We start from the raw sequence: 14,246 nt of genomic DNA, 5'->3' as shown, positions 1-14,246 counted from the left end.
CTAATATGCCGGCATTAACCCTTTTTCTCTTCTTCTAACCTTTCATTAAATAACAAATCGCTATCTCATTCCCAACACAATCGCTGCCACACCCGATACTGAACACATCACCAAAGATATCTTTCTGATCGTCTCTTTATCTATTTTATCCACCACTTTCATAGCGACTAGATAACCGATAACCGAAGCCGGAAGTAATGGCAATGTAAGATATAAATGATTCAAGCTCATGTACCCAGCAGGCACTTGAACCGCTAATGAGATAAGACTACTCACCACAAAGAAAGCCGATAAGTTAGCTCGAATAAGATTTGCTTCTTGATGCTGTAATAACAACGCCATTGGCGGGCCACCAATACCTGAACTGGTCCCGAATAGGCCAGAGAAGAAACCCGCAATCGTCATTCTTGAGTTATTTGGTTCGATACGAAATGGAAGCAAGCTAATCGCAACAGCAAGTAATACAACCACGCCAATCCAAAGAGACAACAGTTTTGCATCTACGTAATAAAGCAGTAAACCACCAAATACAGAACCGGGAATTCGACCTAAAAATGCATAGCCTAAGCCGCGAAAAGAGACATTCGCTTTGTATTTATAGGCATTAATGATAGATAGGAATAAGCCAACAATCACGATGGGTGCAGGCACATAGCTTGGAGAGATTAAAAATAATAGTGGAGCAGTCACAATGGCTAAGCCAAAACCAATGGCGCTTTGCACAAATGAGCCAATAAAAATCAGGATCATTGCAAAGAGTAAACCAAGATCCATCAGTGGTAATTCCATAAAAAATGCCTTCTGATTATTAATATAAAACAGAAGGCATTATGAACTAGATTTTAGAAAGGAAATAGCAGTATTACACTCTATTTCCCTTTCATTATTATTCAACCGATTGCAGAGTTTCCCACGTCACTTCACAGTCGCCTTTCGCTGCTGAAATAAACGCAGAGTCACCAGTGATCATCACTGACATTTCCATCGTTCTTTCTAACAATGCCGAAAATGAATGGATTTGAACAGAATCAAAACGAACCACATCAACAGGGTATTGTTTGAATTTGCTTTGGTTTTGCTTCCACCACACTTCAGATTTTGAATTAAAGCTGTATACCTTAGTGACTTTAGACTGGCGTGATGCTTTTTTCATGCGCTCAGGATCAGGCTCACCCGCATCAATCCAAAGAGAGATCGTATCATCGTATTCACGAACCCAAATATCAGGCTCATCAATCGCAGACAATCCTTTCGTAAACGTTAGACGCTCTTCAGCATTCAAACAAAATGCCAATACACGAGCCATCATACGCTCTTCACTTTCTGATGGATGCTGAGCGATAGTCAAGCTTACTGAATCATAATGATCACGATTCAGATCTGTTAACGCGACACGAAATTTGTAGATGGTTGGTTTGATAGCCACTGGCTTTCCTAACTATTTGAGAATTGAGGGCATTGTACGCGATTCTTGTTGCTTAGCTAGGCATAAAAAAAGGCCTCACAGTGGTACCTGCGAGGCCTTAGTGTACTTATAGGGGAAAGTACTTATTAATTCTGTATTTATCTAATACTAAATTTAGCTCAAATCTACGTTTTTAGTACCAAAGAACCAAGTTGCAACAAAACCAACCGCATAAGAAATCACAAGACCCGCGGCAAACACCATCATACCTGCGAAAATACCAGCACTTGACGTCATTAATGGTAACGCAACAATACCTGATGGCCCAAAGACCGTATTCAAACCAACAGGTAATCCCATATACGACACTAATCCAATAAAGAAGCCACCTGCTGAACCACCGATACACGCCGTAATAAACGGTTTTACTCGTGGCAAGGTTACCCCGTAAATCAGTGGCTCACCTATTCCTAAAAATCCTGGAATAATAGCGCCTTTAACTTGAGTTCGAAGTAAAGCGTCTTTTCCTGCTTTAGCGTACAAAGCTAATGATGCTCCGACTTGCCCTGCTCCAGCCATTGCTAGAATTGGGAATAATGAGTTGAAACCTTGCGCATCCATCAGAGCAAAATAAACCGGAACGAAACCTTGGTGAATACCAAACATCACTGAGATTAAAAACAGCCCAGCTAAGATGGCACTACCAAACGGATTGCCATTTAAGTTGATAAACAACCATGACATCCCTTGGAATAACACACCGCCCAGTGGCATGATGACCACAAAGGTAACCGCTCCCATGATAAGCAGCGTAACCACTGAGGTTAAAATCATATCTAAGTTGTCTGGCATGTATTGACGTACTTTTTTCTCGACAGCCGCACCAACAATCGCAGCAATCAATACCCCAATAATATTACCTCTAGGATCGATACCGTGACCAAAAAAGTCTGTCATTCCAGAATAAATACCAGTGGTTGCTTCTGGGTTATAACCCAATACAAACAATGAGGCTAAAATCGCACCGTTTACACCTGATCCACCAAAAGCTTGCTGCGCGTTGTAACCAATCAAGATACTTAAAAAGCTAAACAACCCTTTACTGAATACCTTCATATAGAGGATTAAATCAACCAAATTGGCATTTGGTGACTCATTACCCATCACATAAACTTGGTCTAGCAGCGTAGCAAAACCTAATAACAGACCAGCGGCAATAAAACCCGGAATTAACGGAGTAAAAATGGTCGCGAACTTACTTAAAAATCGCTGTGTCGCACTGGTTTGTTTCTTTTTTAATTTCTGCTTATGCTCAGACGCTACGTCTTTCAAATCTTTCACTTCTGACGTATTTGAACTGTCGCTACTCTCTTCTCCCTCCATCATTTCATTCATCATTTCAGCGGCGGTTTGTGCCTTTCCTGGACCTAAAACGATTTGAAATTGATCATCACTTTCAACCAAACCCATCACGCCGGCAATACGTTTAATCGTATCTCGATTCGCTAAACTGTCATCATGCAAGGTAAGACGTAAACGCGTCATGCAGTTACCACATTTGATGACATTATTTTTGCCACCAATTGCAGTTAAAATCTCTTGTACCATTGATGTTGTTATCTTGGCCATGCCATTTTCCTTTCTCAATTTAGAGGCTATTGCAGACCATAACAATCTGCACAGTCAGGTTAGCTATCAGCGAGAGCGTCGCGAATAAATCCATTATGTTGCGCTAGTTTTTCCGTCGCACTTTTCGCATCAAGTCCAGACAACACCATAAGAATTGCCGTTTTGCAGTGATTATTACATTGAGATAAAGCGGTAGAAGCCTCTTCTTCTGAACAACCTGTCGCCTCTATTACGATGTTCTTTTGGCGCTGCACTAATTTTGCGTTGGTTGCTTCGACATCAACCATCAAGTTACCAAAGACTTTACCAGTACGGATCATCGCGCCTGTTGTTAGCATATTAAGTACTAATTTTTGAGCGGTTCCGGCTTTCATACGAGAAGAGCCCGTTACGATTTCAGGGCCAACAACTGGTGTCATGTTAATGTCTGCCAGTTCTGTCATTGGGCTATTTGGGTTACAACTCAGCGTTGCTACGGTTGCGCCGACTGATTTTGCGTATGCCATCGCACCAAGAACATAAGGAGTGCGGCCACTCGCAGCAATACCCACTAATACGTCTTTCTCGTTCAATCCCAAATCTTGCAGATCTGACGCGCCTAATTCACGATTGTCTTCTGCATTTTCAACGGCTTTTAAAATCGCTTTATGACCACCAGCAATTAAACCCACAACCAGGTCAGGATTAGAACCATAGGTTGGAGGGCATTCACTTGCATCCAAAATACCTAAGCGGCCAGATGTGCCTGCACCGGTATAAATTAAACGTCCACCACATTGAAATGCCACTGCAATGGCATCTACCACTTCTGCGATTTGAGGCAAAATAGCTTCAACGGCTAACGCCACTTTCTGGTCTTCTTTATTAATAACCGTCAACATATCTACGGTTGATAACACATCAATTTGCTCACTTGCTTGATTACGGCTTTCAGTTACCAATGTGGTTAGATCAATTTTCATAATGGCGTTCTCTTCAAAGATAAATTCTCAATTTCAATGGTTGCCATCATAAAGAATAAAAAATTCCATTTAGTGACCAAAATCACAACAAAAGTTATTCTAAGCTTCCAAAATAGGTGGAATAAACAAAATTAACAATAAGATAACCCCACACAAACATGCACATAAATAACTTTAAATTCAATATATTAGATTAAGTAAAACCACAAAGAATAATCAAAATATATTTGGAATAATTAATTCAAGAAAGATAGGTACTATGAGTATTTTAGAAAAGATACAAAACCAAAGAAGCCATTTATCAACCAATGGTATTAAAATTTTAGACTTTATCATTGAGCAACCATCAGAAATTAGCGCCTATTCAAGCCAAGCGCTTGCCACTAAAATCGGTGTATCTCAATCAAGCATTGTCAAATTCACTCAGAAACTTGGCTTCAAAGGATTTACCGCTTTTAAATTAGCTATCATTGAAGATGCAGGACGAAAACAAGCAATACTAGAACCAGATCGCCCCATTCATAACAAGATAAATAGTGACGACTCTGCCCTAACGATTGCGCAAAAATTAGTGCAAGAAAAAAACCACGCACTTATTGCGACAACCAACGCCATTGATTTTTCAGAATTTGAAGTCATTACCACCCTACTTAACCAAGCACAACGTATTCAAATAGTAGGCATTGGGGGGTCAGCATTAACGGCTAAAGATCTGGCCTTTAAGTTATTAAAGATAGGAATGACCGCTCTGACTGAACAAGATAGTCATGTTCAAATTGCAACAGCGAACGCCTTAACCAAAAATGATATTCAAATTGTTATCTCATATTCTGGTAGTCGAAAAGACATTTTAATGGCAGCACAAACCGCACGAGATAAAGGGGCAACCGTGATTGCATTAACCAGTACAAAAAAGAGCCCTTTACGTAAACTCGCTAATTTTTGTATTGATACGATAGCAGATGAAAGACAATTCCGCAGTTCATCAATATCTTCAAGAACCGCTCAGAATGTAATTACCGATTTATTGTTTATGACGTTACTGCAAATAAAAAGCGACACTGCAAAACTATTGATTGATGAAATCTCATCGACAATGAATAGAATTTAATACCTTCATATTAGCTAAGAGATGATTGTTACAACCATAAAAGGCACAAAAATCAATGAGACCGTAATAGCGTTTATAACCTTTTTTCATGAAATTTATTGCTAATATTCATCATAGCTTCGTAACCAGTCTATAGTTATATCTGAGATTGACTAATATGGCTTTACTCTTAGCCTTGAATATAAAACATTTAGGTAAATAATAATATGAATAAGAAAAGAATCTGTACCCTAGCAGTCTTGTCTGGCCTATCATTTTCAGCGATGGCTTTAGATTGCGATCCAAATCTGCTCCCTTCATGGGAAGATGGCACAAGCAAAACGGCGATTGTGAACTACGTAGAACAATCAACCAACAGCTCAAAAAAGACATTTATTCCACAGCAAGATCGTATCGCCGTTTTTGATAATGATGGGACATTATGGTCGGAAAAACCGTATTACTTCCAGTTAGCTTTCGCGCTAGACCAAGTGAAGAATATGGCGAAAGAACATCCAGAATGGAAAACACAAGAACCATTTAAATCTATTTTGAATAACGATATTAAAGGAGTGCTTGCTGGAGGAGAGAAATCACTACTAAAGCTTATCATTGCGACTCATAGTGGCATGACTGTGGAAGAGTACCAAGAAACCGTTACTCAATGGTTAGCAGTAGCAAAAGATCCGCACTTCAAAAAAGCATACACAGAACTAACGTATAAACCGATGCGAGAAATGATAACTTACCTACAAGATCATGATTTTAAAACTTACATCGTCTCTGGCGGTGGTGTTGACTTCATGCGTGCGTGGGCACCAGAAGTCTATGGTATTCCTGAAGAGCAAATCATCGGCAGCGCACTTAAATACAAGTATGATTATAACAATGGTAACCCAACGGTGACTAAGCAACCTCAATTACTAACCAATGATGATAAAGCAGGAAAAGTAGAAAACATTCAACACATCATTGGGAAAAAACCGGTATTAGCCATTGGTAACTCAGATGGCGATCAGGCGATGATGCAATGGGCAACTAGCCAACCAAACTCAATGGCAATGATTGTTCATCACACCGATAAAAAACGTGAGTGGGAATATGACCGCAAGTCGAGCATTGGCCATTTAGATAAAGCGATGGATGAAGCTAACCAACGTGATAACTGGTATCTTATCGATATAAAAAATGAGTGGTGCACCGTTTATTAGCATCAAATTCAATGTGTCCCTTTCTGTCTGAAGGGGGCCAACTGGTTATGAATAAATAAGGCATGAACGATGAATAATATACTCATCGTTCATGCCTTAAATTTTATAAATATGAATTCTTTATGCTGTCGCTAGATCTCTAAACGCCATCAATAATTCTTTTTGCTTATCCGTTAGATTTGTCGGAGTCGCGACAATAATCTCTACCATTAGATCTCCCGTAATCCCTTTACGACTTGTCACACCTTTGTCTTTCATACGGAATTTACGACCACTTTGAGTACCCGCAGGCACTTTAAGTTTAAAGCGGCTTTCTAACGTTTGGATTTCAACTTCACCGCCAAGAGCTGCGGTTGCAAAATCCATCGTAACAGGACAAATTAAATCGTTTCCGTCACGTTTTAAATGAGTGTGAGGACGCGTATTAATTTGAATTAATAAATCCCCTGCCGGACCACCATTAGCGCCGGACTCACCTTTACCAGAAAAGCGAATTTTCTCACCATCATCAATACCCGCAGGTACTTTAACGTTGATTTTTTTATTCTCACCATTAATCGGTAATTCAATAACTTGCTCACACCCATTAATGGCATCCGCAAACTCAACCGTTAAATTGAATTGACGATCTTGGCCTTTTTGTGGGCGAGGACGACGCTGTTGAGAGAACATATCTTCAAAGCCGCCACCAAAACCACCACGACTACGACCGCCGCCACCAAATGCACCACCAAAGATATCATCAAATCCGCCATAACCTTGGCTTTGACCACCAAAACCACCACCACCTGAACCACCATTTTGGAATGCAGCGTGGCCATAATCATCGTATTGCCCGCGTTTATCGGCATCCGTTAAAATTTCATACGCTTCTTTGATTTCTTTGAATTTGTCTGCGGCTTGTGGATCTCCCTGATTTTTATCTGGGTGGTATTTCATCGCAAGACGTTTGTACGCTTTTTTAATCTCTTTTTCTGTGCTGCTTTTAGAGACACCAAGGACTTCATAATAATCACGCTTAGACATGACTTAACCTCGTCAATGAATAGAAAAAGGCGTTAGAGTAAGCTCAAACGCCTGTTATAAAATAATACTAATCAATGGAGTTTATGTCCTCTCAGATTAAGGTCAAGATCTATCTCACATAATGCAGTAAGTTCTTGCCATTTATCTCCTCTATATTGCTAATTACCAGATTAAAGCTGTAGTAACAAGACAACAAACGTGTGAGTTCTCAAATGAATCAGTTACGTAGTGATTTCATTTGTAATTCAGAGAAAAACTCATCATCAATAATGAAATCAAACTGCGCTTTATTAATTAGGATTTCGGTTTTATAACCGGATTTATTGGCTGGGATCATATCGATACGAGTGGCAACATTACGACCATTAAATTCTTTAATGTCATTCATGCTCATGGTATTAACTAATTTATTAAACTCATCATACGATTCTACTTTACGTTGAATAAACGTCTTTTGTGAAATCCATAAACGGACTTTGCTCAGCATAATAGGGGCATCGGGCTTTGCAATGGCATCAATCACCCACGTTTTATCGCCGTCAATCACCTCTTCTTTGATGATTTTTTGGTCATAGTCGGTCAATATTGATGATTGGTTAATCACATCATGGTTGGTAAAATCCGACACTAGCCATAATTGATCTAATTTTGATGGCACAATTTCACTGACTGTTGCTGTTCTTGGATCCCAGCTCAAGATCTCATGATTACGTTTCAAAAAGGCATTACCACGTACTTTGACCGGAGCAGTAACAAGTACTAAAGATAAATTTTCTCCTTTGTTCCAGCTTTTCATACTCAGACTTCGTGTCGAATCAGGACGAATAACATTCATGGTCAATTCAATGTATCTTGATTCTCCTCGCATCTGTTTATCTGATTTCTCAATAATAGTCTTTGCTGACAAAGCTTCTGTGGCAAAAACCTGCCCAACGACACCGAAAAAAGCAAAAAATAACGTAATTCTAATTATAAATTTGATCTTATTTTTCATAATACACCCAGCCATGATGTTGAATTTATGAACATATTTTAATGGATTTAAAATGATTAAATCGTGAGCTGTAAGACGAAATTATCCAAATATCTGTCATAAAAATGTCAAGATTGAACCATGGCATTAATAATGTCTGGTTCAATATCTGCGATTAGGATGGGCGGATTTAGTTCGGAATGGGTATCTGCGTGGATGAATGGGTTTACTATCGCTTGGCCTGTTGCGATATTTGCTAACTTAACTGTTTTACCGAAGATTCGCGAACTCGCCGCGTGGTTATGTCGAGATAACAAAACCAACACAGCAACGACGCAATCTAAAATGGCAAATTAGAACCAGCGTTTTACTTGATTGCTATAATCAACAAACTCATCACCAAATAGCTTAACTAGCATTTTTTCTTCTGGTTCAATTTGAAAGCGATTCATATACAGAACAAAACCTAACGCACTCACTAAACCAAGTGGATGTTGGCTATAAATCACTGCACTCAATAAGATCAGTAACAAACCAAGATACATAGGATTGCGTGTGTATTGATAAATACCAGAGTTCACAAGTGATGAGCTGCTTTCTGGCTTGAGTGGATTAACTGTTGTTTTGGCATTTTTAAACTCTTTCACTCCCCACAATGCAATGACACCACCAAGCGTGACTAAGCTAATAACCGAAGCGTAAGTTAACCATGGTAAATAAAATAGAGTAAATGGCATTATTTTATCAAAGCCAAATACGGTTACCATAAACAGTAGCATGACTAACGGCGGTGGAATTCTCAGTTCTAGTTTTGATAGCATTTATTCTCCTTAAAAACGTGGTATATTCTTTCCATATAATTATTGTATTAACTTTAGCAGTCGAGATTTATATGTCATCAGATTTTTATGGCTCTAGTGCCACTTATGCCCGTCAAGAAGTTGGTTACCGTGAAAAAGCATTAAAACTGTACCCTTGGGTTTGTGGTAATTGTGCGCGTGAATTTGTCTATTCAAACTTACGTGAATTAACGGTTCACCATAAAGATCACGATCATACTAATAACCCAAATGATGGCAGTAACTGGGAGCTTCTTTGTCTTTTCTGTCACGATCATGAGCACTCTAAATACACAGAGCATGATCAATACGGCTCTCAAATTAAAGCCGGTGAAGATGATCATCAAGGCGCAACGCACAACCCGTTTGCTGCTTTAAAATCAATGATGAAAAAGTAATTCTCATTACAGATTTATATGGCCTTTCAACTCACTGAAAGGTCATTTCTTCTTCCCTACACTCTATATTTATATCTCATCATGAAAATCCAAAACAGCCCAGTAACTCAGCATCAATTTAATGGTGTCGATTTCTATTTAAAGCGCGATGATAAACTTCACCCTCAATTTTCTGGCAACAAAGCTCGTAAGTTTATGGGATTGTTAGACGGTGATTTCCCTGCGATTACCACGATTATTGGCTATGGCTCACCACAGGCAAACTCACTTTACTCATTAGCGGCATTGGCTCAATTAAAAGGCTGGCAGTTAGACTTTTACGTTGATCATATTCCCTCTTTTCTACAAGAAAATCCAAAAGGGAACTACCGCGCTGCCTTGGCATTAGGGGGAAATATAATTGCATTGAATGAGCGTGACGATGCGATAAAAAGTGACGGTACTCTTTATTCAAGTTTCGACTACATCCACCAAGTTCGACAACCCAACGCTCATGAGTTATTTGTGCCTGAAGGGGGTCGCTGTGGTTTAGCTGAAAGTGGAGTAAAACAGCTGGCGACAGAGCTTATTACATGGAAAAAAGAGCAAGCACTCAATTCTCTAACGGTTGCCTTACCATCAGGAACAGGAACAACGGCTTTATTTCTTCATAAGCACTTAAAAGCTCATGATATAAAAGTGATTACTTGTGCTTGTGTCGGTGGTAATTCTTATCTTACCGAGCAATTTTTAGAGCTTGGTGAAACAGATCATCCTGAGATTCTAACGCCAACGAAAAAACACCATTTTGGGAAGTTATATCGTCACGATTACGAGATGTGGAAAACGCTTCTCTTACAAACTGACGTTGAATTTGAACTTCTATACGATCCTTTGATGTGGCGCTGCTTAAGTGATTGGCTACCAAACAACACCAATCAGACTCTACTGTACATCCACCAAGGTGGTTTGTTAGGTAATGAAAGTATGCTACCTCGCTACCAGCGAAAATTTGATTAATCTATCACTGTATATACAACAGCCCTCCCTTTAGGCGTAATAATGAAACGTATCACTCTTCTTTTTTGTTTAACTTTGCTCTCTCACACCGCAATGGCTTCTTCTGTATTAGAAACCGTTGAAACTATTGAATTATCAAGCTCTGGCACTATCGGTGTTTCAGTTCTAGATACCGAAACAAATACAACATGGAGTTATAAAGGCGACCATCGCTTTCCTATGATGAGTACCTTTAAAACTCTGGCTTGTGCTCAGATGCTTTATAACTCAAGCAATAATCTCTTGGATAAAGATGCGCTAACAAGGATCACCAAAGAATCCATCATTCCATGGTCCCCTATCACTGAAAAGTTAATCGGCGAGACAATTAGTACCGAAAAAGCCTGTGAAGCGACCATGCTAATGAGCGATAACACGGCCGCAAATATCGTACTAGCAGAGACAGGCTCTCCTAAGTCACTGACTCTTTTCTTACGTTTGATCGGAGATGACATGACTCGATTAGACCGTATTGAACCTGCATTAAATGAAGCTCAAAAGGGAGATGTTAGAGATACGACTACTCCGAATGCGATGACAAATACACTCAACGAATTGTTATTTGGTCAAACACTTAATACCAAAGACAAACGCACGCTAAAGGCCTGGATGGTCGATAACAAGGTATCTGATCCGCTATTGCGTTCTATTTTACCTGCTAAGTGGTCCATTGCTGATCGCTCTGGTGCAGGTGGTTTTGGATCACGCGGGATCACGGCCATTGTTTGGAGTAACAAACGCGCCCCTATCATTATCTCTATCTACTTAACTCAAACGAATTTAGATATGGCCTCACGCAACCAAATTATTGTGGAAGTGGGCAATGCGATATTCAAAGAGTTCAACATAAACTAAGAAACTACGTATAATCTTTCTCAATTAACTTTTAAATAGACATTAACTATATGATCATTTTAACCACCAATTTTGGCGACATTCACATTGAGCTTAACAAAGAAAAAGCACCGGTAAGCTCAAAAAACTTCTTAAAATACTGCCAAGAGGGTTTTTACGAAGGCACTATTTTTCACCGTGTTATCAAAGGCTTTATGATCCAAGGCGGTGGTTTTACTGCGGACATGCAAGAAAAAGAAATGCGCGCACCGATTGTGAATGAAGCGAACCGTGGTTTGAAAAACTTAAACGGTACTATCGCTATGGCACGTACTGATGCACCTCACTCTGCAACCAGTGAGTTCTTTATCAACATCGCTAACAATACTTTTCTTGATCACACTGCCACCACGAATACTGGTTGGGGTTATGCGGTATTTGGTGAAGTAACTATTGGTATGGATGTAGTTAAGAAAATTGCAAAAATTAAAACTAAATCTATCGGTGAGTTTGACGATGTTCCAAAAGAGAGTATTGTGATCGAGAAAGTGACTATTGTAGAAGAATAACAGAGCGACTGTTAACTCTACATAAACGCTAAAAACGGTGCTGAATATAGCGCCGTTTTCGATCCTATTAATATTAAAATGGAACTCCATTTATGTCTTTATCTAAAAAGTTAAAACATATCTCTGCCTCTTTACTTCTCATCGCATCTTCTAGCACTCTTGCGGATACTCAACTGCCTATTTCACCAGAGAAGCTCCACAATCCCTACCCTGAAGTAAAAGTCACCACACTTAACTCAGCTCAATCGCTTATCAATCAATTTAAGCTGCATCAGTATCAATTAGCGAATGTTAGCAGCACGGATCAAATCCCAGCGTTCTTTGTTGAGAATCTTCCTAGTGATTTAAATTCGTTACCTGTTCAAGAGAAAATTTCAGGGTTTATTCGTTTATTACTGCCTACCATTATTGAGGTGAATAAACGCATAAGTGCGGTTAGAAATGACGTAATTACGCTATCGAAGCAGCCTAAAAGTGAATGGTCGAAAGAAGAAACAGTATGGCTAAATGAGTTAATGACGTCTTATGATATTAAATCAAACAGCATTGATGACCTGCTTTTGCGCCTAGATATTATTCCTGTCGGTATGGTTCTCGCTCAAGGAATTGATGAAAGTGGCTGGGGAACCAGTTATTTCGCAGTTAAAGGGAATAGCTTATATGGAGAGCACTTATCTTCTAAAGGCGGTAAGTATTTAAGTACCCCAGGTGGGCATGTAAAAGTTGCTGCATTTGATAACCTGTTCGCAGGAACTGCTCGTTATATGTATAACTTAAATACGACATCGGCTTATAAAGATCTTTGGATTTTACGTAAAAAACTAAGTCGTGAAGGTAAATTATCAGGGTATGAGTTAGTCGAGGCTTTATCTCACTACTCTACTCGTGGCGACGCTTATGTAGAGAATTTACAATCTCTAATCAAGCACCATCAACTTGATAGCTTTGATAATGTTGAGTTCAATAACACAGCTCCGATACGTATTAAACTAACAAAATAAGACAGATTTACTGTAAATAGAGGTTGTAATGTAGCGATTAAAACCTCTATTTATTGATTGCTTATACTATTCTGACACATTTTTGACCAAATTAAACTGGACGGTTGGTATACAGGCCAGTTACACTTTCTAACTGACTTTAGTTATAGGTAAATAATGATGAAAGACATGCGACAATCTATGCTCGATGCAGGGTTAAAACTGATTAATGAACATGGTTTTGCTGGTGTCGGCTTGATGAAAATCATCAATGAAGCCGAAGGAACGAAAGGTTCTTTTTATCATTACTTCAAATCTAAAGAACATTTTGGCGAGATCTTACTGAGCGACTACTTTGAAGAACACTTAGCAACGTTGGAATCTTTTCTGAATGATGATTCAATGACTCGCAGTGAGCGTGTAAAAGCGTACTTCGAGTTTTGGGCGACGTCTAAATTGACAGAAGATTTCCATATTAAATGTCTAGTCGTAAAACTGGCAGGTGAAATATCTGGAGCCTCTGGCAAGATGCAGATGGTAATGGCAGAAGGCGCTGAAAAAGTGATTCAACGCATGGCTCAGTTCTTTGAGCAAGGCCGTGTTGAAAACGATTTTACTATTCAAAATCCTGAAGAAACCTCTCGAATGATATACAGCTTGTGGTTAGGCAGTACCTTGTCATCTGCTATGCAACGCCGTCGAGATATTCTTGACAGCGCAATGAAAGAAACGCTCGCGGTTCTTGAGCGTTAAATTATCCTAAAAATACAACATTAACTGCCTTTATTATCGGCCTTAGTTTAATTACTTAGACCGATTTTTAGCGTATCCGTTATTTCTCAATAGCTCTGCTCAATGTTTTACTTAAACGATAATTGATGACTTTGTGAGCTATTGCATTATCGCCATAATGAAGTTCTGCGAAATCAACGATGTTATTGTATTTAACTAAGACCTGACCATCTTGTTCAATAACAAGTACTTTTTGCCCAAAAGCATCTAAACCAATGCTAGGAAAATCAACCATTGCTTTAGCACCTGGTGCTGGCCCTCCAAAAACGAGCAAGGTTGTATTTGGCAACGTTTTACCTATCGCTTCTGCACGCTTTTTATAATCAAAGTTCATAAACCAAACGGTGTCATCTTGATTTAATACCTCTTTTTTAATTTTTGTTAATGTCATGTCAAAATCATATTCAGAAACTAACGTTTCAATGCCATAACCCTCTGTCACTCCTTCACTATTTACAGGCTTCGTATTATCTAAACCATCCACAAGCTCATTAATATGT

Annotated in this window: 17 protein-coding genes; 9 read left to right on the top strand and 8 right to left on the bottom strand. The window is 39.1% G+C overall.

Annotated elements, in window-relative coordinates; translation table 11 throughout:
* Nucleotides 1-60 precede the first annotated feature (60 nt).
* From A6E03_RS13060 to murQ, 4 genes are all read right to left on the bottom strand, one after another.
* On the bottom strand, nt 61-774 hold the full coding sequence (locus A6E03_RS13060; RefSeq protein WP_065601060.1) for a sulfite exporter TauE/SafE family protein: 714 nt from the start codon (nt 772-774) through the stop codon (nt 61-63).
* Nucleotides 775-886: 112 nt separating this feature from the next.
* Nucleotides 887-1,426, bottom strand: a complete 540-nt coding sequence (locus tag A6E03_RS13055; RefSeq protein ID WP_065591714.1) for a YaeQ family protein — start codon at nt 1,424-1,426, stop codon at nt 887-889.
* Nucleotides 1,427-1,579: 153 nt separating this feature from the next.
* On the bottom strand, nt 1,580-3,034 hold the full coding sequence (murP, locus tag A6E03_RS13050; protein ID WP_065591713.1) for a PTS N-acetylmuramic acid transporter subunit IIBC: 1,455 nt from the start codon (nt 3,032-3,034) through the stop codon (nt 1,580-1,582).
* 59 nt (nt 3,035-3,093) lie between these two features.
* Nucleotides 3,094-3,996: an N-acetylmuramic acid 6-phosphate etherase gene (murQ, locus tag A6E03_RS13045; protein ID WP_065601014.1), complete on the bottom strand. Its 903-nt coding sequence runs from the start codon at nt 3,994-3,996 to the stop codon at nt 3,094-3,096.
* 259 nt (nt 3,997-4,255) lie between these two features.
* Here murQ and A6E03_RS13040 point away from each other — a divergent pair, with 259 nt between their 5' ends.
* Both A6E03_RS13040 and A6E03_RS13035 read left to right on the top strand, forming a co-directional pair.
* On the top strand, nt 4,256-5,107 hold the full coding sequence (locus A6E03_RS13040) for an SIS domain-containing protein (RefSeq protein WP_065591711.1): 852 nt from the start codon (nt 4,256-4,258) through the stop codon (nt 5,105-5,107).
* A gap of 206 nt (nt 5,108-5,313) precedes the next feature.
* Nucleotides 5,314-6,297, top strand: coding sequence for an HAD family phosphatase (locus tag A6E03_RS13035; RefSeq protein ID WP_065591710.1), 984 nt, complete (start codon nt 5,314-5,316; stop codon nt 6,295-6,297).
* A 120-nt stretch (nt 6,298-6,417) separates the two neighbouring features.
* Here A6E03_RS13035 and A6E03_RS13030 read toward each other — a convergent pair whose 3' ends face one another.
* Both A6E03_RS13030 and A6E03_RS13025 read right to left on the bottom strand, forming a co-directional pair.
* Entirely contained in the window at nt 6,418-7,323 is a 906-nt protein-coding gene (locus A6E03_RS13030; RefSeq protein ID WP_065591709.1) for a DnaJ C-terminal domain-containing protein, read from the bottom strand.
* 217 nt (nt 7,324-7,540) lie between these two features.
* Nucleotides 7,541-8,317, bottom strand: coding sequence for an outer membrane lipoprotein-sorting protein (locus A6E03_RS13025; protein ID WP_065591708.1), 777 nt, complete (start codon nt 8,315-8,317; stop codon nt 7,541-7,543).
* A 120-nt stretch (nt 8,318-8,437) separates the two neighbouring features.
* Between A6E03_RS13025 and A6E03_RS13020 the strand changes: the two genes are divergently transcribed.
* On the top strand, nt 8,438-8,653 hold the full coding sequence (locus tag A6E03_RS13020; RefSeq protein WP_065601013.1) for a DUF2798 domain-containing protein: 216 nt from the start codon (nt 8,438-8,440) through the stop codon (nt 8,651-8,653).
* On the opposite strand, the gene A6E03_RS13015 is transcribed toward A6E03_RS13020, so the two are convergent.
* Nucleotides 8,650-9,117, bottom strand: a complete 468-nt coding sequence (locus tag A6E03_RS13015) for an isoprenylcysteine carboxylmethyltransferase family protein (protein WP_065591706.1) — start codon at nt 9,115-9,117, stop codon at nt 8,650-8,652. The two genes, A6E03_RS13020 and A6E03_RS13015, sit on opposite strands and share 4 nt — an antisense overlap.
* 71 nt (nt 9,118-9,188) lie before the next feature.
* On the opposite strand from A6E03_RS13015, the gene A6E03_RS13010 reads away from it, so the two are divergent.
* The 6 genes from A6E03_RS13010 (at nt 9,189) to A6E03_RS12985 (ending at nt 13,707) form a co-directional block, all read left to right on the top strand.
* The gene (locus A6E03_RS13010; protein ID WP_065591705.1) at nt 9,189-9,533 is read left to right on the top strand and encodes a YajD family HNH nuclease; all 345 of its coding nucleotides are present in this window, start codon (nt 9,189-9,191) and stop codon (nt 9,531-9,533) included.
* An 81-nt stretch (nt 9,534-9,614) separates the two neighbouring features.
* The gene (locus A6E03_RS13005) at nt 9,615-10,532 is read left to right on the top strand and encodes a 1-aminocyclopropane-1-carboxylate deaminase/D-cysteine desulfhydrase (RefSeq protein ID WP_065591828.1); all 918 of its coding nucleotides are present in this window, start codon (nt 9,615-9,617) and stop codon (nt 10,530-10,532) included.
* Nucleotides 10,533-10,574: 42 nt separating this feature from the next.
* Nucleotides 10,575-11,426 carry a class A beta-lactamase gene (gene bla, locus A6E03_RS13000; RefSeq protein WP_065591704.1) on the top strand — a complete coding sequence of 284 codons (852 nt, stop codon included), beginning with the start codon at nt 10,575-10,577 and terminating at the stop codon, nt 11,424-11,426.
* 50 nt (nt 11,427-11,476) lie between these two features.
* Nucleotides 11,477-11,974 (top strand): peptidylprolyl isomerase, encoded by a 498-nt coding sequence (locus tag A6E03_RS12995; RefSeq protein WP_065591703.1) that lies wholly within the window; start codon nt 11,477-11,479, stop codon nt 11,972-11,974.
* Nucleotides 11,975-12,066: 92 nt separating this feature from the next.
* Nucleotides 12,067-12,975, top strand: a complete 909-nt coding sequence (locus A6E03_RS12990; RefSeq protein ID WP_065591702.1) for a glucosaminidase domain-containing protein — start codon at nt 12,067-12,069, stop codon at nt 12,973-12,975.
* 159 nt (nt 12,976-13,134) lie between these two features.
* Nucleotides 13,135-13,707, top strand: a complete 573-nt coding sequence (locus A6E03_RS12985) for a TetR/AcrR family transcriptional regulator (RefSeq protein WP_065591701.1) — start codon at nt 13,135-13,137, stop codon at nt 13,705-13,707.
* A gap of 79 nt (nt 13,708-13,786) precedes the next feature.
* Here the strand turns inward: A6E03_RS12985 and A6E03_RS12980 are convergent, their stop codons facing one another.
* Nucleotides 13,787-14,230, bottom strand: a complete 444-nt coding sequence (locus tag A6E03_RS12980) for a DUF302 domain-containing protein (protein ID WP_255310640.1) — start codon at nt 14,228-14,230, stop codon at nt 13,787-13,789.
* Between the last annotated feature and the right edge of the window lie 16 nt (nt 14,231-14,246).

Source organism: Aliivibrio sp. 1S128 (assembly GCF_001691065.1).
Classification (GTDB): Bacteria; Pseudomonadota; Gammaproteobacteria; order Enterobacterales; family Vibrionaceae; genus Aliivibrio.
This window is presented reverse-complemented; position numbering and strand designations above follow the sequence as displayed.